Source organism: Curtobacterium sp. 1544, assembly GCF_040544915.1.
Lineage (GTDB): Bacteria > Actinomycetota > Actinomycetes > Actinomycetales > Microbacteriaceae > Curtobacterium > Curtobacterium pusillum_C.
Genome location: NZ_JBEPKX010000040.1, coordinates 1 through 20,367 on the forward strand (window position 1 = coordinate 1; position 20,367 = coordinate 20,367).

19 protein-coding genes are annotated in these 20,367 nt (G+C 71.8%); 9 read left to right on the forward strand and 10 right to left on the reverse strand.

What is annotated here, in order from left to right; translation table 11 throughout:
* Positions 1 to 161: 161 nt before the first annotated feature.
* Positions 162 to 1,166: an aldo/keto reductase family protein gene (locus ABIC61_RS17345; RefSeq protein ID WP_354030910.1), complete on the reverse strand. Its 1,005-nt coding sequence runs from the start codon at positions 1,164 to 1,166 to the stop codon at positions 162 to 164.
* 467 nt (positions 1,167 to 1,633) lie between these two features.
* Here ABIC61_RS17345 and ABIC61_RS17350 point away from each other — a divergent pair, with 467 nt between their 5' ends.
* From ABIC61_RS17350 to ABIC61_RS17365, 4 genes are all read left to right on the forward strand, one after another.
* Positions 1,634 to 2,578: a putative endonuclease domain-containing protein gene (locus ABIC61_RS17350; RefSeq protein ID WP_354030911.1), complete on the forward strand. Its 945-nt coding sequence runs from the start codon at positions 1,634 to 1,636 to the stop codon at positions 2,576 to 2,578.
* Positions 2,579 to 2,707: 129 nt separating this feature from the next.
* Entirely contained in the window at positions 2,708 to 3,268 is a 561-nt protein-coding gene (locus ABIC61_RS17355) for a YceI family protein (protein ID WP_354030912.1), read from the forward strand.
* Between the two features lie 780 nt (positions 3,269 to 4,048).
* Complete coding sequence (locus ABIC61_RS17360) at positions 4,049 to 4,615, forward strand: TIGR03086 family metal-binding protein (protein ID WP_354030913.1); 567 nt, start codon at positions 4,049 to 4,051, stop codon at positions 4,613 to 4,615.
* A gap of 176 nt (positions 4,616 to 4,791) precedes the next feature.
* Positions 4,792 to 5,718: an aldo/keto reductase gene (locus ABIC61_RS17365; protein ID WP_354030939.1), complete on the forward strand. Its 927-nt coding sequence runs from the start codon at positions 4,792 to 4,794 to the stop codon at positions 5,716 to 5,718.
* A 57-nt stretch (positions 5,719 to 5,775) separates the two neighbouring features.
* On the opposite strand, the gene ABIC61_RS17370 is transcribed toward ABIC61_RS17365, so the two are convergent.
* The gene (locus tag ABIC61_RS17370) at positions 5,776 to 6,708 is read right to left on the reverse strand and encodes an oxygenase MpaB family protein (protein WP_354030914.1); all 933 of its coding nucleotides are present in this window, start codon (positions 6,706 to 6,708) and stop codon (positions 5,776 to 5,778) included.
* A gap of 85 nt (positions 6,709 to 6,793) precedes the next feature.
* On the opposite strand from ABIC61_RS17370, the gene ABIC61_RS17375 reads away from it, so the two are divergent.
* Positions 6,794 to 8,476, forward strand: coding sequence for a long-chain-fatty-acid--CoA ligase (locus ABIC61_RS17375; RefSeq protein ID WP_354030915.1), 1,683 nt, complete (start codon positions 6,794 to 6,796; stop codon positions 8,474 to 8,476).
* Here the strand turns inward: ABIC61_RS17375 and ABIC61_RS17380 are convergent.
* Genes ABIC61_RS17380 through ABIC61_RS17395 form a run of 4 tightly spaced genes read right to left on the reverse strand, consistent with a single transcriptional unit; the run spans position 8,463 to position 13,064 of the window.
* The gene (locus tag ABIC61_RS17380; RefSeq protein ID WP_354030916.1) at positions 8,463 to 9,440 is read right to left on the reverse strand and encodes a DMT family transporter; all 978 of its coding nucleotides are present in this window, start codon (positions 9,438 to 9,440) and stop codon (positions 8,463 to 8,465) included. The two genes, ABIC61_RS17375 and ABIC61_RS17380, sit on opposite strands and share 14 nt — an antisense overlap.
* Positions 9,437 to 11,422 (reverse strand): APC family permease, encoded by a 1,986-nt coding sequence (locus ABIC61_RS17385; protein WP_354030917.1) that lies wholly within the window; start codon positions 11,420 to 11,422, stop codon positions 9,437 to 9,439. The genes ABIC61_RS17380 and ABIC61_RS17385 overlap by 4 nt, the downstream gene beginning before the upstream one ends.
* Positions 11,423 to 11,442: 20 nt before the next feature.
* Positions 11,443 to 11,724: a hypothetical protein gene (locus ABIC61_RS17390; protein ID WP_186322034.1), complete on the reverse strand. Its 282-nt coding sequence runs from the start codon at positions 11,722 to 11,724 to the stop codon at positions 11,443 to 11,445.
* Between the two features lie 11 nt (positions 11,725 to 11,735).
* On the reverse strand, positions 11,736 to 13,064 hold the full coding sequence (locus tag ABIC61_RS17395) for a PspC domain-containing protein (protein WP_354030918.1): 1,329 nt from the start codon (positions 13,062 to 13,064) through the stop codon (positions 11,736 to 11,738).
* 114 nt (positions 13,065 to 13,178) lie between these two features.
* Between ABIC61_RS17395 and ABIC61_RS17400 the strand changes: the two genes are divergently transcribed.
* Positions 13,179 to 14,435 (forward strand): ATP-binding protein, encoded by a 1,257-nt coding sequence (locus tag ABIC61_RS17400; protein WP_354030919.1) that lies wholly within the window; start codon positions 13,179 to 13,181, stop codon positions 14,433 to 14,435.
* Positions 14,432 to 15,112, forward strand: a complete 681-nt coding sequence (locus ABIC61_RS17405; protein ID WP_354030920.1) for a LuxR C-terminal-related transcriptional regulator — start codon at positions 14,432 to 14,434, stop codon at positions 15,110 to 15,112. The genes ABIC61_RS17400 and ABIC61_RS17405 overlap by 4 nt, the downstream gene beginning before the upstream one ends.
* 12 nt (positions 15,113 to 15,124) lie before the next feature.
* Here the strand turns inward: ABIC61_RS17405 and ABIC61_RS17410 are convergent, their stop codons facing one another.
* From ABIC61_RS17410 to ABIC61_RS17420, 3 genes are read right to left on the reverse strand one after another with little or no spacing between them, the layout of a single operon-like run.
* On the reverse strand, positions 15,125 to 15,973 hold the full coding sequence (locus ABIC61_RS17410; RefSeq protein ID WP_354030921.1) for an ABC transporter permease: 849 nt from the start codon (positions 15,971 to 15,973) through the stop codon (positions 15,125 to 15,127).
* Positions 15,970 to 16,998 carry an ATP-binding cassette domain-containing protein gene (locus tag ABIC61_RS17415; RefSeq protein WP_354030922.1) on the reverse strand — a complete coding sequence of 343 codons (1,029 nt, stop codon included), beginning with the start codon at positions 16,996 to 16,998 and terminating at the stop codon, positions 15,970 to 15,972. The genes ABIC61_RS17410 and ABIC61_RS17415 overlap by 4 nt, the downstream gene beginning before the upstream one ends.
* A gap of 55 nt (positions 16,999 to 17,053) precedes the next feature.
* Positions 17,054 to 17,791 carry a hypothetical protein gene (locus ABIC61_RS17420; RefSeq protein WP_354030923.1) on the reverse strand — a complete coding sequence of 246 codons (738 nt, stop codon included), beginning with the start codon at positions 17,789 to 17,791 and terminating at the stop codon, positions 17,054 to 17,056.
* An 83-nt stretch (positions 17,792 to 17,874) separates the two neighbouring features.
* Between ABIC61_RS17420 and ABIC61_RS17425 the strand changes: the two genes are divergently transcribed.
* Both ABIC61_RS17425 and ABIC61_RS17430 read left to right on the forward strand, forming a co-directional pair.
* Positions 17,875 to 18,306 carry a helix-turn-helix transcriptional regulator gene (locus ABIC61_RS17425; RefSeq protein WP_354030924.1) on the forward strand — a complete coding sequence of 144 codons (432 nt, stop codon included), beginning with the start codon at positions 17,875 to 17,877 and terminating at the stop codon, positions 18,304 to 18,306.
* A gap of 10 nt (positions 18,307 to 18,316) precedes the next feature.
* On the forward strand, positions 18,317 to 18,721 hold the full coding sequence (locus ABIC61_RS17430; RefSeq protein WP_354030925.1) for a VOC family protein: 405 nt from the start codon (positions 18,317 to 18,319) through the stop codon (positions 18,719 to 18,721).
* Here ABIC61_RS17430 and ABIC61_RS17435 read toward each other — a convergent pair.
* Positions 18,712 to 20,301 carry an inositol monophosphatase family protein gene (locus ABIC61_RS17435; protein WP_354030926.1) on the reverse strand — a complete coding sequence of 530 codons (1,590 nt, stop codon included), beginning with the start codon at positions 20,299 to 20,301 and terminating at the stop codon, positions 18,712 to 18,714. The genes ABIC61_RS17430 and ABIC61_RS17435 overlap by 10 nt on opposite strands.
* Between the last annotated feature and the right edge of the window lie 66 nt (positions 20,302 to 20,367).

The window sequence follows — 20,367 nt, forward strand, 5'->3', positions numbered from 1 at the left end:
GGCCCCCCGCCCCCCCCCCCCCGCCCCCCGGGGGGGGTTGCCCACCCCCGCCCCCCCCCCCCCCCCCCCGCCGGGGGGGGGCGGCCCCCCCCCCCCCCCCCCCCGGGGGGGGGGGGGGGGCCCCCGGGCCCCCCCCGCCTCCAGTCCGGGGCTGGTCGCGCTTACGCGGGGCGCGACGCCGGGCTGACCGTCTTCGACGCGTCGCGTTCCGGGATGTCCCCCAGTGCCGCGTCGATCGCGGCGAGCGCGTCGGCGTCGAGCGTGACGCCCGCAGCCTTCACGTTGTCGGTGACCTGCTCCGGACGCGAGGCGCCGACGATCGCACTCGCGACGTTCTCGTTCTGGAGCGTCCACGCGATCGCGAGCTGGGCGAGCGTGAGCCCGGCCTGGTCGGCGACGGGCTGGAGGCGCTGGACGGCCTCGAGGACCTCGTCGCGCATGAACCGCTTGATCATGTCGGCGCCGCCCTTCTCGTCCGTGGCGCGCGAGCCCTCGGGGAGCGGCTGACCGGGCTTGTACTTGCCGGTGAGCACGCCCTGGGCGATGGGCGACCAGACGATCTGCGACAGACCGAGCTGCTTCGAGGCCGGGACGACCTCGCCCTCGATGACCCGCCACAGCATCGAGTACTGGGGCTGGTTCGAGATGAGCTGGAAGCCGAGTTCCTTCGCCAGCGCCGCACCCGCGCGGATCTGCTCGGCGTTCCACTCGCTGACGCCGATGTAGAGCGCCTTGCCCTGGCGGACGACGTCGGCGAAGGCCTGCATCGTCTCCTCGAGCGGGGTCTCGTGGTCGTAGCGGTGCGCCTGGTAGAGGTCGACGTAGTCGGTCTGCAGACGCTCGAGCGAGCCGTCGATCGACTCCATGATGTGCTTCCGGCTGAGGCCGGTGTCGTTGTGACCCTTCGGCCCGGTCGGCCAGTAGACCTTCGTGAAGATCTCCAGCGACTGGCGACGCTCACCCTTGAGTGCCTCGCCGAGGACCGTCTCGGCCGCCGTGTTGGCGTACGTGTCGGCGGTGTCGAACGTGGTGATGCCGGCGTCGAGCGCTGCCCGAACGCACTGGGTGGCGACGTCGTTCTCGACCTGCGAGCCGTGCGTCAGCCAGTTGCCGTAGGTGATCTCGGAGATCTTGAGTCCGGAGTTGCCCAGGTACCTGAATTCCATGGTGTCGACGCTATCGGTCTTCCGGGTCGGGTGAGGGGCCGTGCGAGTACCTGCCGCGGGTGCGGCGTGGGGCGGTGCGGGTGGCTGGCGTTCTCGGCCGGGCGCGGTGCGTTCGCGAGCGGGCGGTATACCCACGCGACCGCCCCGGGACCGGACGGTTTCCACCCGCTCGCACCGCGCCTCCCGGCCTTGCCGTCCCGCCGCCCGCGAGCGGGCGGTATACCCACCCGACCGCCCCGGGACCGGACGGTTTCGACCCGCTCGCACCGCGCCTCCAGGTCTGGCCGTCCCGCGGACCGCGAGCGGGCGGTATACCCACGCAACCGCCCCGGGGCCGGACGCTTTCCACCCGCTCGCACCGCGCATCCAGGCGGGATTGTCCCTCCACAATCCGCCGCCGCCCAGCTGCATCCACAGATGCACCGACGAGCACCCCGCCCGGCGACCGTCCCCGCAACGCTGTCCCCATGCAGCTCGAGGCGACGTTCCCGATGGCCCTCCGGGGCCGCCCGTTCCGCGTCCGGGAGGCCCTCCACCGCGGTGTCAGCGCCGGCCGCCTCCGCTCCCGTGCACTCCTCCGCCCCTTCCACGGCATCCGGTCGTGGACCCGCCCGACGACCCACGAGCAACGCGCACGAGCAGTCCTCCCCCGACTCCGCCCCGACCAGGCGTTCAGTCACACCACGGCCGCTGCGATCCTCGGCATCCCCCTCCCGCGCCGCCTCGAACGCGATCCCCGTCTCCACGTGACGACCCTCGGGACCGACCAGGCGATCCGGGTCCGCGGCACGGTCGGACACCGCGCGCGCCGCGGACGAGTCCGAACCGTCCACTCGGGCACAGCCGCGCTCACCCACCCGGCGGACACCTTCATCGCCCTGGCGACGATGCTCAGCCGTGACGAGTTGATCGTGGTCGGCGACGCGCTCGTCGGGTGGCTCGGCTGGTGCGACCGGGACGAACTCGTCGCCGCAGCCCGTCGGTACCGCGGCGCGCGGGGCATCCGCCGGGTCCGCGCAGCGCTCGAGGAGATCAGGCCCGGTTCGCGGTCGCCGGGTGAAACACGCCTGCGATTGGCACTGACGCGCCGGGGCCTCCCGCAGCCCGCGCTGAACCACGACGTCGTCGTCGACGGGCGATGGGTCGCGTGCGTGGACCTCGCCTACCCGGCAGCCCGGGTGGCGATCGAGTACGAGAGCGACCTGCACCGCACGGACGATCGCACGTTCCGCAAAGACCTCACCCGCGGTGAGTACCTGAAGGACGTCGGTTGGTGGCTCGTCCGCGCCACCGCCGACGACGTCGGCGCGGACGTCGAGGTGTTCGTCGCGCGGGTCCGCCGCCTGATCAACGGGGTGCCGGCCGGGAGGCACGACCCGCGCCCGACACGTCGGCTCGCGACATCAGGGTGAACATTGGTTGACGCTTCAACCAAATGGGTGCACAATGGGCTAGCATCAGGTTCGATGCAGGCGCATGGAACTGGGGTTCCGCCCGACGCCTGCTCGGGAACGCAGACCACACGCTTCGAAGGAGTCACCATGACGCTCACCGCCACCACCATCCCCGGCTACCAGACCGGCACTTGGAAGATCGACCCCACGCACTCCGAGGTCACCTTCTCGGTCCGTCACCTCGCGATCAGCAAGGTCAAGGGCAAGTTCGAGACGTTCGACGCCACCGTCGTCACCGCCGAGAACCCGCTCGAGTCGACCGTCGAGGCGAACATCGACGTCGCGTCGATCAACACCGGCCAGGAGCAGCGCGACCAGCACCTCAAGACGAGCGACTTCTTCCTCACCGAGGAGCACCCGCAGCTCACCTTCCGCTCGACGGGCATCGAGGCCAAGGGCGACGACCTGCACATCGCGGGCGACCTCACCCTGCGCGGCGTCACCAAGCCGGTCGTCCTCAAGGCCGAGCTCGGCGGCTTCACGACCGATGGCTACGGCCAGGTCAAGTTCGGCGCCGAGGCGACGACGAAGATCGACCGCACCGAGTTCGGCGTGAACTGGAACGCTGCGCTCGAGGCCGGTGGCTTCACGCTCGGCAACGACGTCACGATCAACCTCGACGTGCAGTTCGTCCTCCAGGCGGCCTGACACCCGTCGGACTCCTGACCCGCGGGTCCGTGCGATGCGCATGACCTGAGGGCACCGAACCGCAGCACCATGCAGTACCCGAGGCAAACGGCCCGGCTCCTCCTCTGGAGCCGGGCCGTTCGTCGTGCGGGGGTGCGGGCGGGGTGCGGGTGCACGGGGTGCACGGGGTACACGGGCTTGTGGGCTCCGCGAGCGGGCGAAACACACACCGCTCCAGTCCGGGATTGGGAGGATTTCGCCCACTCGATCGGGTCCGGCCCCCGACGGGAGCATGCCCCTTCCGCCCGAGGGCACTCGACTCCTGCGTCAACGTCCAAACCGCGTACGTCGAGTGGGTGATTTCGGTCGGAGCCCCCAACCATCCGCGATGCATTTCGCCCGGTCGCATCGCCAGAGCCCACGGATCGAGGTCCGGGAACGACGAAGCTTCGCGGGGGCGCACCCACACCGGGTCAGCGCGGCCCGGCGCGGGCCTCCGATGCGCGAGCGGGCGGAACTCGTCGGGATCTCCGGTAGGTACGGATGGACTTCGCCCGCTCGGCACCCCCGGCGCGCAGTAGCGTGAGGACACACCCACGCATTTCGCCCGCTCGGCGGCGGCTCGGGGAATCGAGATCCTCGGCGGGCGGTTGCAGGGAAAGCCCGCTCGCGCGTCCGAACACTCCGGAGACAAGCACAAGCACAAGCACAAGCACAAGCACGGACGAGCACGAGCACCAGCACCACCCCGAACACGAGACACCCCGCAGCCGAAACACCCCCACGAACAGGAGCACCACAATGGCCACCGACTGGATCGCGTTGCAGGCCCTCGCGGCAGCCGAGTTCGGCCGCCGCGTCGCTGCCGTGACGGACTGGGACGCCTCCACTCCCGACTCCGAGTGGACCACCCGCGACCTCGTGCAGCACGTCGTCGACGAGCAGCGCTGGATCCCGAAGCTCCTCACGGGGTGCGACTACGCCCAGGCCGAGGCGGACCTCGAGTCGATCGGCGAGGACCTCGCCGCCGAGTGGGCGAAGTTCGCTACGGCAGCGACCGAAGCGTGGCGGAATACGCCCGCTGACGTTCCGGTGCACCTCAGCACGGACGTCGTGCCGGCCGGCGAGTACCTCACGGAGCAGACGAGCGACATCACCATCCACACGTGGGACCTCGCCCGCGCGACCGGGTCCGACGAGTCCCTCCCGGACGAGCTCGTGCGCGCAGTGTGGGAGTACTTCGAGCCGCAGATCGAGGACCTCGCGGCCACTGGTCTCTACGCTGCCCCGGTCGAGGTCGGCGACGACGCCCCGCTCCAGGTCCGCCTCCTCGCCGTCACAGGACGCGATGCCAGGGTGAGCGCATGACCGCAGACGAAAACGCCCGATCGAGCGAGGCCGAAACCGAGACCGAGACCGAAACCGAAAAGGCCCGCCCGGAGACCGGACAAGCCGGACCGGGCGCAGAAAAGGCCCGCCCGGCAGCAGCAGCGACCACCCGCCTCGGCGCCACCGGCCTCGAGATCAGCAGCGTCGTCCTCGGCATGATGTCCTACGGCGACCCCGACCGCGGCGCCCACCCCTGGAGCGTCGGCATCGACGAGGCCCGGCCGTTCGTCCGCCGCGCCTTCGAGGCCGGCATCACGACGTTCGACACCGCCAACGTGTACTCGGCCGGCAGCTCCGAGGAGATCACCGGAACCCTCCTCGAGGAACTCGCCCCGCGCGAGGACGTCCAGGTCTTCACGAAGGTCTTCAACCGGATGCGACCGGGCAGGAACGGCGCCGGGCTGTCCCGCGCCGCGATCATGCACGAGATCGACGCGTCGCTCACCCGGCTCGGCACGGACTACGTCGACCTGTACCAGATCCACCGTTTCGACCCGCTCACCCCGGTCGAGGAGACGATGGAGGCCCTGCACGACGTCGTCAAGGCCGGCAAGGCCCGCTACATCGGCGCGAGCAGCATGTGGGCGTGGCAGTTCGCCGAGATGCAGCACGTCGCCGAGCGGCACGGCTGGACGCGGTTCGTGAGCATGCAGGACCAGTACAACCTCCTCGAACGCGAGGAGGAGCGCGAGATGCACCCCTTCTGCGAGCACACCGGCGTCGGTGTGATCCCGTGGAGCCCTCTCGCCCGCGGCAAGCTCACGCGGCCGTGGGATGCGCAGGGCTCGGGCAGCCGAGCGGACACCGACGAGTTCGGCAAGACGCTCTACCGGCAGGACGAGGCCGCCAACCGAGCGATCGTCGACGCGGTGCAGCAGGTCGCGGAGGCCCACGGCGCGAGCATGGCGCAGATCGCCCTCGCGTGGGTGATGCGGCAGCCGGCGGTGAGCGCCCCGATCGTCGGCGCGACGAAGGAGCACCACATCGACGACGCGGTCGCCGCAACGGCGATCACGCTCACCGACGACGAGGTGACGCGACTCGAGTCCGCGTACACACCCCGGGTGCCGTCCGGTTTCTGACGCACCCGCCAGTCGGCCTGGAGGCGCGGTGCCAGCTGGCACCGTGCCTTCCGTCCGTCAGACGGTTGCGTCCGGAGCCCGGTGCGCGCTGTCCAGCCGCGCGATCCGGACGAGCGCCGCGCGCTCCGTCCCCGGTTGGTGACCGAGCACGGCACCGATGCCGTCGAGCACGAGGCCCGCTGTCCGCTGCACCGGGAACTCGACCGGCCCCACCGCCGGCGTCCGCAGCCGGAGCATCGAGCGGTGCCGCGGGTCGAGCGACGCGACCGCACCACCGAAGAGTGCGCGGTACCCGGGCCGCAGCATGTACGCGAGCGGCGGGTCCTTGATGAAGCGGACGACGTCCAGCGTGCGCGCGGTCACGGCGAGTTCCCCGCGGTCGAGGTACCCGTTCATCTGCTCGCGGAGCTCGGCGTCCGACTCCGGTGCATCTGCCACGCCCATGAGCCGCCCGGCGATCGCCCACTCGCGGACGTAGGCGTCGGCGCCTCCCGGGATGGGTTCGCCCCAGAGCTGGGCGCTGCGGAGGAAGGCATCGGTGAAGGCGAGGTGCACCCACCGCGCGAGGTCCGGGTCGTTCGCGGCGTACGGCTTCGTCACCCCGTGGCCGTCGACGTACTCCCCGCGGACCCGCTCGTGCAGCTTCCGCACCCAGGCACTCGCTCCGTCGGCCGCCGCGGTGTCACCGTGCGACACCGTGTAGATCCACCGGATCGTGCCGGCGAGGCGTCCGAACGGGTCCTCGCGGTACCGGGAGTGGTCGGCGACCCCGGCGAGCGCCCCGGGGTGCAGTGCCTGGACGAGCAGCGCGCGGACCCCGGCGAGGATCGTCTGCCGGCCGCCGTGCACCGACCAGGTGGCGGAACCGGGGCCGAAGTAGCCGGCGTCGGTGCCCTGTTCGAGCTCGTCGATCCAGGCCGGGCGCTCCGTGGCGCCCCCGGTGAACGTGTCGTTGAGACGGGAGCGGAAGGCATCGGCGACGGACGGCATGCGGTCATCGTCCGTCCTGCCCCTGACAACACGCCCTGACCGTGCGCCGGACGGTCGGCACGGACGGCCCGCTAGGTTGGGACCCGTGAGCATCGACACGCCTCGTCCCTGGCTTGCCTCGTACGCCCCGGGGGTCCCGCACGACATCGAGGAGCCCACGGGTTCCCTCTCCGACATCGTGGAGGAGTCCGCCAGGCGCTTCCCGAAGCAGGTCGCGCTGGAGTTCTTCAAGCGCACCACGAGCTACGCGGAACTGCAGGAGCAGATCGGCCGCGCGGCGAACGGGCTGCGGAAGCTCGGGGTCACGGCCGGTGACCGGGTGGCGATCGTCCTGCCGAACTGCCCGCAGCACATCGTCGCCTTCTACGCCGTGCTCCGGCTCGGGGCGATCGTCGTCGAGCACAACCCGCTGTACACGCCGCGGGAGCTCCGCCACCAGTTCGAGGACCACGGCGCGAAGGTCGCGATCGCGTGGGACAAGTCCGTCGCGACGCTGCAGGACTTCCCCACCGACGTGAAGCTCGACGCGATCGTCTCGGTCGACCTCACCCGGGCGATGCCCCGCGGCACCCGGATCGCCCTGTCGCTGCCCGTCGCCAAGGCCCGCGAGTCCCGCGCCAAGCTGACGACGAAGGTGCGTGGGACGACGAAGTGGGACGACCTCGTGTCGAACCGGAAGCTGTCGAAGCGGCACCCGCGCCCGACGACGGACGACGTCGCGCTCATCCAGTACACGTCCGGCACGACCGGTGTCCCGAAGGGCGCCGTGCTGACGCACCGGAACCTGATCGCGAACGCGGCCCAGGCCCGGGCGTGGGTGCCGCAGATCCGCCGCGGCGACAACGTCGTGTACGCGGTGCTGCCGATGTTCCACGCGTACGGCCTGACGCTGTGCCTGACCTTCGCGATGAGCATGGCCTCGCGCCTGGTGCTCTTCCCGGCGTTCGACCCGGCGCTCGTCCTCGCGGCGATGAAGAAGCACCCGCCGACGTTCCTGCCGGCCGTGCCCCCGATCTACGCTCGGCTGCAGCACGCGGCGGACTCGGCGAAGGTCTCGCTCGAGGGCATCGAGATCGGCATCTCGGGCGCCATGCCGCTGTCGGCCGACGTCGTCGAACCGTGGGAGGCCCGCACCGGCGGCTACCTCGTCGAGGGCTACGGCCTGTCGGAGTGCTCCCCCGTGCTGATGGCGAACCCGGTGTCCCCCGACCGCCGGCTCGGTTCGATCGGGCTGCCGCTGTCCTCCACCGAGGCACGGGTGGCCGACCCGGACGACCCGACGAAGGTGCTCGGCACCGACGAGCCCGGCGAGCTCCAGGTGCGCGGTCCCCAGGTGTTCCGCGGGTACTGGGGCAAGGCGGAGGCGACCGACGAGGTCTTCACGTCCGACGGCTGGTTCCGCACCGGCGACGTCGTGTCGATCGGCGCCGACGGGTACGTCCGGATCGTCGACCGCCTCAAGGAGCTCATCATCACGGGCGGCTTCAACGTCTCCCCGTCCGAGGTCGAGGACGCCCTCCTCAAGCACCCCAGCGTCAAGGAGGTCGCGGTCGTCGGCATCACGCAGGCAGGCAACGAGCAGGTCGTCGCCGCCGTGGTGCCGAAGGACCCGGCGACCTTCGACGCGGACGCACTCCGGGCCTGGTCGCGGGACCACCTGGCTGCCTACAAGGTGCCGCGCCGGGTCGTCGTGGTGCAGGACCTGCCGCGCTCGATGATCGGCAAGGTGCTGCGGCGGAAGGTGCGCGACCAGATCATCGGCGACTAGCCGTCCTCCGCCGTGGCGGCACGGCCAGGACCGCCAACCCGACGACCACCAGCCCGATGCCGACCCACCCGCCGGTACCGAGGTGCTCGCCCACCACCAGCACGGCGAGCACCGCGGCCACGACGGGCTCGAGCAACGAGAGCAGCGTCGCGACCGAGGCGCTCACGGACCGCAGCCCGACCGCGTACAGCGAGTGCCCGAGCACCGTCGGCACGAGCGCCAGGTACACGAACACCGGCCAGTTCGACGCGACCCCGAGCGACGCCTGCCCGCCCACGACGGCGAGGACCACGAGCGGGACCGCCGCGAGTCCGAACACCGCGCCCACGAGCCCACGCTCGCCCGGCAGGGACGCACGATCCGCCACGGACGCGCCACCCGGCAGCGCGACCGGAGCGGACACCGCGTGCATGCCCCGCGCGACCGCCCAGGAGTACGACGCGTAGGTCAGGCCCGCCAGCAGCGCGCTCCCGAGGCCGAGCACGAGGGAGCCTCCTGGTCCGGAGCCCTCCGACCGCGCGAGCGTCACGACGACCATGCCGACCACGCTGACCAGGGTGGCGACGACCCACCGACGTGTGACGCGCCTCCCGTCCGCCGCCCACTCGATGAGTCCCGCGAACACGGGAGACGACCCGATGGCCACGGTCGTGCCCAGCGCGACGCCAGCGTCGGCGAGGGCCGCGTAGAACGCGACCGCGTAGACGACGAGCGAGACCGCGCCGAGCAGGACCCAGCGCCGGGCCGCCGGGTCGGCCACCGCGCGGAGCGTGCCACTGCCCGCTCCGAGGGCGAGCACGATCCCTCCGAGTCCGAACGTCACCGCACCGAAGACGAAGGCCGGCACGCCCGGCGCGAAGTGCGTCGCGGTCCCGGTGGTCCCCCAGACGGCAGCGGCGACGACGACTGCGGCGATCCCGCCGACCGGCCTGGAGGCACGGCTCGCGTCCGCCCCGCCCGTCACGACACGTGGACGCTCGGTCGGCGGTTCACGTCGGGTTCGGCTTCGCGGAGGACCTCACGGGTGACGGGGGCGACGTCGCCGGCACCGGTGAACACGAAGCGGATCGCGTTCCGGATCGGGCTGCCCTCGTTCCACTCGAAGTAGATGCTCGGGACGACCCCGGCGATGTCCCGGATCGCCAGGAGGGTCGAGGCGATGGTGTTCGGCACGTTGCCGGAGCGGACCTTGAGCACGCGGTGGCCGTGGATGACGTGTCCCTCGACGACGAGGTCCTCCTCGAAGTCGGAGGAGTCGGCGGGCAGCACCTCGAGGAACATCGTCGGCACGCGGGCGGGGATGCCGGAGTCGCGGCGTTCCTCGCGGCCCTTCGACCGGTACGCCTCGGCCGTGCCGGCGCCCGGTTCGTTCGCGATGATGCAGACGGAGCTGAACTGGTCGGCGTCGGCCTCGATGAACTGCCGTGCGGTGGCGTCCAGCTCGATCGACGACGCGCGGAGCTCGAACGACCGGCGGACACGGGAGACCAGGGACACCACGACGATCGCGATGATGAAGATCGCTGCGATCCGGACGCCGTCCGGCCGCTCGATGACGTTCGCGATGGTCGTGTAGACGAACACGACCGTGATGATCCCGAAGCCGATGGTGCGCTTCTTCTGCTGCTTGCGCCGGGCCGACAGGGTCACCGCGACGGCGGCGCTCGTGATGAGGACGAGCACGCCGGTGGCGTAGGCGCCGCCCTGCGCGTCGACGTTCGCCTGGAAGACGATCGTGATGAGGAAGGCGATGAGCGTGAAGATGATGACGAGCGGTCGGGTCGCCCGAGCCCACTGTGGTGCCATGCCGTAGCGGGGCAGGAAACGGGGCACGAGGTTGAGCAGGCCGGCCATCGCGCTCGCACCGGCGAACCACAGGATCGCGACGGTCGAGAAGTCGTAGACGGAGCCGAACACGCCACCGAGGTACTCGTGCGCGAGGTACGCCAACGCTCGACCGTTCGCCCCACCGCCCGGCTGGAACTCGTGCTGCGGGATGAGGAAGGTCGTCACGATCGACGAGGTGATGAGGAACGAGCTCATGATCACCGCGGCGACGGTCAGCAGGCGCTTCGTACCGCGGATCCGGCCCTCCGGTCGGGCACTCGTGTCGTCGGACGCGTCACCGCGCACCTGCGGCATGACCGCGACGCCGGTCTCGAACCCGGACAGGCCCAGCGCGAGCTTCGGGAAGACGACGAGGGCGATGCCGATCATCACGAGCGGGTTGCTGTGCTGCGCCGTGAGGCCGCCCCACCAGTCGCTCGCCACCATCGGGTGCTCGAACACGTGCCAGAGGGCGACCACGACGACGATCGCGTTGAGGGCGAGGAACACCCCGACGAGCGCCACCGCGATCCCGATCGCCTCCTTGAACCCGCGGAGGAACACGATGCCGAGCAGGAGCAGCAGCGCGAGGGTGAGGGGCACCGGGATCTCGGTGAACCAGTGCGGCGTGTACGGGTTCTCCGCGATGTGCGCCGTGGCGTCCGCCGCCGACAGGGTCATCGTGATCATGAAGTCCGTCACGGCGAACCCGAGCAGCACGAGCACGAAGAGCTTCCCGGCCCACCAGGGCAGGAGCTTCTCGAGCATCATGATCGACCCGGCGCCCCGGAAGCTGTCCTGGGCCACCCGGCGGTACACGGGCAGGGCCCCGAACAGCGTGACGAGCACGAGGACGATCGTCGCGATCGGCGAGAGGAGCCCGGCGGCCAGGGCGGCGATCGCGGGCTGGTACCCGAGCGTCGAGAAGTAGTCGACGCCGGTCAGGCACATCACCCGCCACCACGAGTGGGTCTTCTCGACCTCGACCTGGTGGGGTCCCTGGTGGGAGGCACCCTGGTCGGATCCCTGCAGCATCCAGCGGCGCACCCGGGTGGAGCGGTCGGGGGACGGCTCGGTCGCGTCGCGTTCCGCGGCCCGCTCGGAGTCAGTCGCGGTCACGGAGACGATCGTAGGCCGTCTCAGCGCCGTGGTCTCGCGATCACCGCGGCGACACCGGCCACCACGAGCAGGACCCCGGCAGCCAGGCAGGCACCGAGCAGGAGTGTCGTCGGGTCGACGTCGAACCACGGCAGGGCGGTCACGGCCATCGCCGCGGCGAAGACCAGGAGCACGACGCCCCAGAAGATCGTGCCGAAGCGCGGGGTGCGACGTGGGCCGGGCGCCGGGGCGGTCTCGCCCATCGGGGCGGTCTCGCCCATCGGGGTGGTCTGGTCGACCGGGGTGGTCTCGTCGTTCGTCATCGTCTCGTTCCTCACTGGTCGACGGCCAGGCCGCGCGGGACGTCGACGCCACCGCCGACGACCCACACGTGCACGGTCGTGATGTCCGCAGCGTCCGCCGACCGCGCTGCCCGGTTCTCCACGGTCGTCGTGCCGAGCACGCCGCCGAGGCTGTCGTCCGCGTCGTCGTCCGGGTGGAGGTCGACGCCGTACCCGACGCCGCTCACCTGCACGCGCACCGGCGCGTCCGTCGGCAGCAGCACCTCGGCTCCCCCGGCACCGAGCCAGAGGTTCACCTGCCCGCCACCGCCGGACTCGCCGAGCCCGCGGAGGTCGAGCGTGGGTCCGCCGACCACCATCGCGTAGTTCCGCTCGGCCCCCTGCCCGACGTCGTCCACCCGCCAGGTGGTCCCGCCGATGACCGAGAGCTGCGTGCCGCCCGGCAGCACACCCGTGACGACCAGCGCGACGACCCCGATGGTGGCGAACAGTCCGAGTCCACCGCTCTCCCGTCCGCGGATGCCCGCCACGATGGTCGCCACCGCGAGCACCGCGACGGCGGCCGCGATCCCGAGCACAGGGACCGGCAGGTCGGTCTGCTGCGCCCAGACCGCGACGCCGGCACCGGCGACGAGTGCGAGGCCGACGCTCACGGCGACGAACGCGGCACCGGGGAGCCGCTCGGACCGCTTCGCACGTCGTTCCGCCGCCCGTTCGCGCTCGGCGCGCATCCGGTCGACGTGCTGACGGTGGCGGTCCGCCGCGCCGGTCCAGTCCGTCGATGTCGGTGTCGGTGTCGGTGTCGGCATCGGCGCGGGCTCGTCGGCGCTCGTCCAGAAGTCGCGCCGCGCGCCGGCGTCGGCGTCGGCGGGGTCGGTGTCGGACGGCTGCGAGCCGCGACGTGCCAGGACCACCACGAGCCACACCGCACAGCCGACGAGGGCGATCGTCCAGGCGGTGCCGAGCGTGGCGGAGAGCCAACCGGGCATCCCCCACGCCACCGGGACGCCCTGCCACCAGATGCCCTGGACGGCCGGCACGAAGGTCAGCACGACGAGGACCCCGATGGCGATGAGCGCCGGGTCGAGCACGCCGCGGACCATCCGCTCGACGTGGATCCGTCCGGACGAGTCCGGCAGCAGCGCCCACCCCGCCGCGTAGGCGAGGAACACCGGGCCGCCGAGGAGCGCCACGACGATCGCGACGCCGCGGACCACGAGCGGGTCGAGGCCCGTCCGGTCGGCGACGGCACCGCACACGCCGGCGAGCCAGCGGTCGTCGGAACGGGTGACGTGGATGCCCCGGATCCAGTCGAAGAACCGTGTCGCCGACGCGGGGCCGCCGGTGTCCTGTTGTGTCATGGCCACCAGCATCGTGGCAGCCGACGACGGGCACCATCGGGGTTCACCCTGATCGTCCCCTGATCACGACCCCCGAGCCGCCGATCGGTGGACCCGGGGTGCCAGGATTGGCCCATGCCGACCGCCACGATGTCCCGCCCGGCCCTCCGGGTCGTCGGCGGCGTCTGCGGCGGCTTCGCTGCCCACACCGGGCTGCCGGTGGGCGCGGTGCGGCTGGTGACCGCGGTGCTCGCCGTGTGCGGCGGCGCCGGGGTCCTGCTCTACGCCTGGCTCTGGGCGACGACGCCGAGCCAGGGTCCGGCGACGCCGACGTCCCTCAAGGCGATGCTCACCCGGCCGTCCACCGAGGGCGACTCCGACGCCGACCGGCACGCACGCCGAGCACCGGTCGTGGAGATCCTGCTCGGCATCGCACTGCTCGCGGCCGGCGGAGCGATGGTCGCCGCCCGCCTGGGCGTCGACGTCCCGCTCGAGTTCGTCGTGCCCGGGATCGTCGTCGCGACGGGCGCAGCCTTGGCGTGGCGGCAGCTCGACGCGCTCCGCAGCGTCCGCGCCGCCGGGTCCTCGGCCCTCGTCGTCCGGGCCCTCGGCGCGCTGGTGCTCGTCGCGCTCGGCATCCTGCTCTTCTTCACGTCGAGTACCCACCCGAACGTGTGGACCGTGCTCACCGCGGCGGCCGCCGTGCTGCTCGGCGTCGCCGTCGTGGTCGCCCCGTGGGTCGTCCGTCTCGTCCGCGACCTGGCCGAGGAGCGCGCCGCACGGGTCCGTGACGTCGAACGGGCCGAGATGGCTGCACACCTCCACGACTCCGTGCTGCAGACGCTCGCGCTCATCCAGCAGCGGGCCGAACCGGGCTCCGACGCCGCCCGGCTCGCACGCGCCCAGGAACGGGAACTCCGGTCGTGGCTCTTCACCGAGCAGGCGGAGTCGGCGAGCGACCTCGGCGCCCAGCTCCGCGCGGTCGCCGCCGAGGTCGAGACCGAGTACCCGGCGCGCGTCGAGGTGATCGCGATCGGACCCGCCCGCACCGACCTGCCCGAGGGACTGGTCGCCGCCGCACGCGAGGCCGTGCGCAACGCCGCCCGGCACGCCGGCGGCACCGTCAGCGTGTACGCCGAGACCGCGAAGGACCGGGTCGAGGTCAGCATCGGCGACCGCGGGCCGGGCTTCGACGTGGACACGATCCCCGAGGGCCGGTACGGCGTCCGTGAGTCGATCGTCGGTCGGATGGACCGGATCGGCGGCACGGCGACCATCGGACCGGGGCCGGGTCGTACCGGGACCGAGGTCCGGCTCGCGCTGCCGCTCCGCGCTGACGACCACCCACCCGTGAGCCCCGCCGACGGTCGACCGACGAAGGAGTCCTCGTGACCGACGCCACCCCGCAACCGCAACCCGGACCGCTCACCGTCGCCATCGTCGACGACCACTCCATCTTCCGAGCCGGCGTGCGTGCCGGACTGCCACCGCGCCTCCAGGTCGTCGGCGAAGCGGCCACCGTCGACGAGGCGGTCGACCTCGTCGCGGCGACCGCCCCGCGAGTGGTCCTGCTCGACGTGCACCTGCCCGGCGGAGCCGGGGGCGGCGGTGCCGAGGTGATCACCCGGTCCGCACCCGACCACCCGGGGACGCGGTTCCTCGCGCTGAGCGTCTCGGACGCGGCGGACGACGTGGTCCGCGTGATCCGGGCCGGCGCCCGCGGCTACATCACGAAGAGCTCCTCGGAGACCGACGTCGCCGAGGCGATCGACCGTGTCGCCGAGGGTGACGCGGTGTTCTCCCCGCGGCTGGCCGGCTTCGTGCTCGACGCGTTCGGTGCGGTGAGCGGCGAGACCGCACAGGTCGACACGGAACTCGACCGCCTGTCCGCACGGGAGCAGGAGGTGATGCGGCTGATCGCCCGCGGGTACGCGTACAAGGAGGTCGCGGGCGACCTGTTCATCTCGGTGAAGACCGTGGAGACCCACGTGTCGAAGGTGCTGCGGAAGCTGCAGCTCTCGAACCGGCACGAGCTGACCGCGTGGGCACTCCAGCGGAAACTGCTCTGACCCGTTCCGTCCCTACTTCGCGCTGATGCGCGTGTACTTGTTGACCGCCCACGGCACGAAGACGACGAGCATCACGGCGATGCCGATGAGGACCGTCAGGATCGGGTGCTGCATCGTCCAGATGTCCGGCACGGGTGCCGAGCCGACGTTGCCGAACAGCTCTCGCGCGGCCTGCACGAGCGACGACACCGGGTTCCACTCAGCGAAGACCCGCAGGACCAGCGGCAGGGTGTCGCTCGGCACGAACGCGTTCGAGATGAACGTCAGCGGGAACAGGATCATGAACGAGGCGTTGTTGATCACCTCGGGCGTCTTCACGCTCATGCCGAGCAGGGCCATCACCCAACTGAACGCGTAGCTGAACAGCAGCAGCAATCCGATGCCCGCGAGGAACTCCAGCGGCGACGAGTTCACGCGCCACCCGACCGCGAGGCCGGTGAGCATCATGATCGCCATCGAGATCCCGTTGAGCGCGAGGTCCGAGTTCGTCCGGCCGACCAGCACCGCGGACGCCGACATCGGCAGGGTGCGGAAGCGGTCGATCAGCCCCTCCTTGAGGTCCTGCGCCATGGCGGACCCGGAGAACGTCGCACCGAACACGACGGTCTGGGCGAAGATCCCGGCCATCAGGAACTGCGTGTAGTCCGTGCCCTCGACCGCGATCGCGCCGCCGTAGACCTGGCTGAACAGCAGGACGAACATGATCGGCTGCAGGACGGCGAACACGAGCATGTCCGGCGAACGCTTGATCTTGGTGAGGTTCCGCTTCGTGACGGTCCAGCCGTCCTCGAACCAGACCGCGGTTGGCGAGGTGACGACGACCGGCAGCTGCCGACCGAGCGCCGTGGTGGTGGCGCTCATCGTGCCGTCTCCTTCTGCTTGTCCTGCTTGCGCTTCGTTCCGTTCGGGACGGTGTCGTCCGGATCGCCGTCGTCGTCGGTCGCGGCGTGCCCGGTGAGCCGGAGGAACACGTCGTCCAGGGTCGGTCGACGCATGCCGGCGTCGTGGAGCTCGATGCCCGCTTCGCCCAGGTCGGCCAGGACACGCTGGAGCGCCGACGGGCCGGCGTCGACCGCGACGGCTCGGGTGCGGCCGTCGCCGGAGACCTCGACGTCGCCCGTGCCGTACCGCCGCAGCACGGTCGTCGCGGCGTCACCGTCGGTCTGGTCGACCAGCGTCACGACGACGCGGTGTCCGCCGACCTGCGCCTTGAGGTGGTCGGAGGTGCCCTCGGCGATGACGGTCCCGCCGTCGATCACCGCGATGTCGTCGGCGAGCTGGTCGGCTTCCTCCAGGTACTGCGTGGTGAGCAGTACAGTCGTGCCGTCGGCCACGAGGCCCTCGATGATGCCCCAGAGCGCCAACCGGCTGCGAGGGTCGAGCCCGGTGGTGGGTTCGTCGAGGAACAGCACGCGGGGGTTCATCACGAGGGCGCCGGCGAGGTCGATCCGTCGGCGCATGCCCCCGGAGAACCCCTTCACCGGACGGTCGCCGGCTTCCGACAGGTCGAACACGTCGATGAGCTCACGTGCTCGGTCCCGGGCCGTGCGGCGGCCCAGGTGGTACAGCCGGCCGATCATCTCGAGGTTCTCGAACCCCGTGAGGTTCTCGTCGACCGCGGCGTACTGGCCGGAGACCCCGATCGACCGGCGAGTGGCCTGCGGGTCCGCGATGACGTCGATCCCGTCGATGGTCGCGGTGCCGGCGTCCGGCGTGATGAGGGTGGTCAGGACCTTGACGGTCGTGGTCTTGCCGGCACCGTTCGGCCCGAGCAGCGCCTTCACGGTGCCCTGCGGGACGGAGAGGTCGAGTCCCGCGAGTGCGTGGACCGGCCCGGACTTCGAACGGTAGGTCTTCGTCAGCCCGGAGGCTTCGATGATGGCCATGTCGCTCCTTTGTCGACCAGGAGAATGTCAGTAGGTCGGTCGGAGCTCTGACGCGTCACACGTCGAAGTCACCGCCGAAGTCACCGAAGCCACCGCCGAAATCGGATCCGCCGTCGCCCCAGCCCGCGCTGTCGACCCCACCGCCGTCGGACGCGCCGGCGTCAGCGGAGTCGGCACCAGTGTCCTCCGAACCACCGTCACCCGCAGCATCGGTACCGCCGTCGAACGATCCCGGGTCCGGCAGGAAGGCGCTCATGATGGCGGAACCGATGACGTAGCCCGCCACGGTGCCGAGGATCGAGGCGCCGATCATGCGGCCGAATGACGGACCGCCGCCACGCTGCCCCATCCCACCACCCATGCCGCCGAGCGACCGCTCCATGAACCCCGGCTGCCGGATCTCCGAGCGGGTGGCCGCCTGCGCCAGGGAGCGCGGGTCGTCGGCGCGTGGGGCCTCGCCCGCGGGTGCCGTCCGGGTGAACTCGTCGTAGACCATCCGGCGCTGCTCGGGCGTCAGGGTCGCGAACGCTTCGGCGTGGACCTCCTCGATGCGCTCCGGCGGCGCGGTACGGAGGAGGTAGCGGTAGCGCTCGACCGCGCGCTCGTCGTCGGAGGTCGCCGCCGGGCCGGCCGCCTGAGGGGGCTGGTGGTACGACTGCTGGCCGTACTGGTACCCCTGCGGCTGCTGGCCGTACTGGGGCTGCTGGCCGTACTGAGGCTGCCCCCACTGGTTCTGTGCGGCACTGTTCTGGTCGCGGTCCGGACGTCCGAGCAAGCGGTCGAGGAATCCCATGCCGCCACAGTAGGGAGCAGGGACGACCGCTGACTGTACGCGCGCACAGAGTCCTCCGTGAGCCGGTCGTGCAGGATGTGGGCATGACCGGGGGCCTCGACGAACTCCGACGGCTGCGCCGTGCCCGCAGTCGGATGGACCGCGAGTACGCCGAACCACTCGACGTGCCGTCCCTCGCCGCGGCGGCGTTCATGTCCACCGCGCACTTCAGCCGCCGGTTCCGGGCTGCCTACGGCGAGACGCCGCACGCGTACCTGATGACGCGGCGGATCGAGCGGGCGAAGGCGCTGTTCTGCAGCACCGACCGCAGCGTGACCGAGGTCTGCATGGCCGTCGGCGCGACGAGCCTCGGGTCGTTCTCGTCGCGGTTCACCGAGCTCGTCGGGATGACCCCCACGCAGTACCGCGCCGCCGACCACGACGACCTCGCCGGGCAGTGGAGCTGCCACACGATGGTCGTCACCCGGCCGGTCCGAGCAGGATCGGAGAAGCGCGGGGACGCGCAGCGGTCCTAGTGTCGCTGCCATGACGATCCAGATCAGTGGCGTGCACGTGCTCGCCGACGACATCGACGCCGCCGTCGCGTTCTACGGCGACGTCCTCGGGTTCACCGTCCGGAACACCGTCGAGAACGGCGGGTTCCGGTGGGTGACCCTCGTGAGCGACGACCACGCGGACCTCGAGCTCGTGCTGTCCGAGCCGCGCGCCGGCCGGTCGCAGGAGGACGGCGACGCGATCGCCGCGCTGCTCGCGAAGGGCGGGCTATCGATGCTGCAGCTCCGGGTGACGGACCTCGACGCCACGTTCGACCGCATCACGGCGAGCCCCGACGCCGAGGTCCTGCAGGAGCCGACCGACCAGTTCTGGGGCGTCCGCGACGCTGCCGTCCGGGACCCCGCCGGCAACATGGTCCGGATCGCTCAGGCCTGACCCGCGAGCGCCGCCGCCCACACCGCGTGCAGCTCGTCGGCCGCGCCGGGGTGTGCCACGAGGAGCGGCTCCCCCACCGGCGGGAACCCGTCCACCGGCCCCTCGCGGGTGAGGACCACCCCGCCGGCTTCGTGGACGAGCAGCACCGCCGCACCGTGGTCGACCGGGTCGAAGGCCGACACGCACCCACCGATGCCCCGCCCCGCGGCAACCTGGGCGATCGTGAGCGTCCCGGAGCCCTGGACCCGCAGCGTGCACGATCGGTCCGCCAGCGCCTCGAGGAACGCCACGAATCCGGGCCACGGCCGGTGTCCGTCCAGCTCCGTGCCGACGACGGCCCCGGCGAGTGGCCGTGGTGTGTCGTCGAGCCGGAGCACCCGGTCCCGCAGGGTCGCCCCGCGCCCGCGGCGTGCTTCGAGCACCTCGCCGCGCCAAGGGTCCGCGACGATGCCGACGAGCGGTCGCCCGCCACGCGTCAGGCAGAGCGACATCGAGGTCCAGGGCACGCCGTTCGCCAGGTTCGTCGTGCCGTCGACGGGGTCGAGGTACCACCGGTGCCGGTCGCCGGGTGCCTCGCCGTACTCCTCGCCGGTGAAGCCGTGGGTCGGGAACACCATCCGCACCCGGGAGCGGACGTGCTGTTCGACGAGCCGGTCGACGTCCGTGACGAGGTCGGCCGCATGCGCCTTGGTGGTGACCTCGCTGACGGGGTGCTCCCGGGTGAAGGCGATCACCTCGTGCGCGATCCGGTGCGCGAGGGCCTGCGCACGTGACGCGACCTCGGTCTCGGTGGGCTCACGCTCGGGTTCGGGCCAGCCGTCTCGTTCGGCCTCGGCCAGCGCGGCACGGACCGTCGCGACGTCGTTCGTCGTGATCGAGTCGACCCCGAGGCGGGCAGCCCAGAGCGCGGGCTCGGCGTCGTCGACGATCCGGACGGCGACGCGGAGGCCGAGGACGTGCGCTGCCTCGACGGTCCGCGGCGTGAGGAACACGACATCGAGGTCGAGCGTCGACGGGGTCAGGTCGGCAAGGTCGTCCGCGGTCGGCGGGTCGAGCGACTCCCACGTGAGCCAGACGTCCGCGTCGGGCAGCTCGGCGCGGACGGCGGCCATCGCAGCGGGGGTGCCGCGCCACGCGACGCCCGTTCCACCACGGTGTCCCGCGACGGTCCGGGCAGCGACGACCGCGTCCGCCGGGTCCACGAGGTCGACGAGCAGAGTCGAGCGGCACCCGTCCATGCGTTCGAGTACGGCGTCGAGGCGCGGGATGCGGTCGAGGCCGTTCCCGAGCCGGGCGACGTCGCACCAGTCGACGTCGGAGACACGGCGGGCGTCGCCCCACAGTCGGCCGAGGGTCTCGTCGTGGAGCAGGACCGCGACGCCGTCGGCGGTGCGCCGGACGTCGACCTCGATCATCTCCGCGCCGAGCGCCTCGGCGACCGCGACGGCCGGCAGGGTGTTCTCGCGCCGGACCCGCGGCGCACCGCGGTGGGCGACGAGAGATGGCGGACGCACGCCGTGCCTCCCGGCCGATGCCCGTGTCGTGGCGGACGTGACGGGCGCGCGCATGGTCGACGTCATCGGCCCATCCTGGTGACCCGCGACGAACCGCAGGTGGCCTGCGGGTGAACGGCCGACTGCGAGAGC

Excerpts from the sequence above, each read along its gene's own strand:
- ABIC61_RS17345 (WP_354030910.1), bottom strand. The coding sequence starts at position 1,166 with ATGGAATTCAGGTACCTGGGCAACTCCGGACTCAAGATCTCCGAGATC.
- ABIC61_RS17350 (WP_354030911.1), top strand. The coding sequence starts at position 1,634 with ATGCAGCTCGAGGCGACGTTCCCGATGGCCCTCCGGGGCCGCCCGTTC.
- ABIC61_RS17355 (WP_354030912.1), top strand. The coding sequence starts at position 2,708 with ATGACGCTCACCGCCACCACCATCCCCGGCTACCAGACCGGCACTTGG.
- ABIC61_RS17360 (WP_354030913.1), top strand. The coding sequence starts at position 4,049 with ATGGCCACCGACTGGATCGCGTTGCAGGCCCTCGCGGCAGCCGAGTTC.
- ABIC61_RS17365 (WP_354030939.1), top strand. The coding sequence starts at position 4,792 with ATGATGTCCTACGGCGACCCCGACCGCGGCGCCCACCCCTGGAGCGTC.
- ABIC61_RS17370 (WP_354030914.1), bottom strand. The coding sequence starts at position 6,708 with ATGCCGTCCGTCGCCGATGCCTTCCGCTCCCGTCTCAACGACACGTTC.
- ABIC61_RS17390 (WP_186322034.1), bottom strand. The coding sequence starts at position 11,724 with ATGACGAACGACGAGACCACCCCGGTCGACCAGACCACCCCGATGGGC.
- ABIC61_RS17395 (WP_354030918.1), bottom strand. The coding sequence starts at position 13,064 with ATGACACAACAGGACACCGGCGGCCCCGCGTCGGCGACACGGTTCTTC.
- ABIC61_RS17400 (WP_354030919.1), top strand. The coding sequence starts at position 13,179 with ATGCCGACCGCCACGATGTCCCGCCCGGCCCTCCGGGTCGTCGGCGGC.
- ABIC61_RS17410 (WP_354030921.1), bottom strand. The coding sequence starts at position 15,973 with ATGAGCGCCACCACCACGGCGCTCGGTCGGCAGCTGCCGGTCGTCGTC.
- ABIC61_RS17415 (WP_354030922.1), bottom strand. The coding sequence starts at position 16,998 with ATGGCCATCATCGAAGCCTCCGGGCTGACGAAGACCTACCGTTCGAAG.
- ABIC61_RS17420 (WP_354030923.1), bottom strand. The coding sequence starts at position 17,791 with ATGGGATTCCTCGACCGCTTGCTCGGACGTCCGGACCGCGACCAGAAC.
- ABIC61_RS17425 (WP_354030924.1), top strand. The coding sequence starts at position 17,875 with ATGACCGGGGGCCTCGACGAACTCCGACGGCTGCGCCGTGCCCGCAGT.
- ABIC61_RS17430 (WP_354030925.1), top strand. The coding sequence starts at position 18,317 with ATGACGATCCAGATCAGTGGCGTGCACGTGCTCGCCGACGACATCGAC.
- ABIC61_RS17435 (WP_354030926.1), bottom strand. The coding sequence starts at position 20,301 with ATGACGTCGACCATGCGCGCGCCCGTCACGTCCGCCACGACACGGGCA.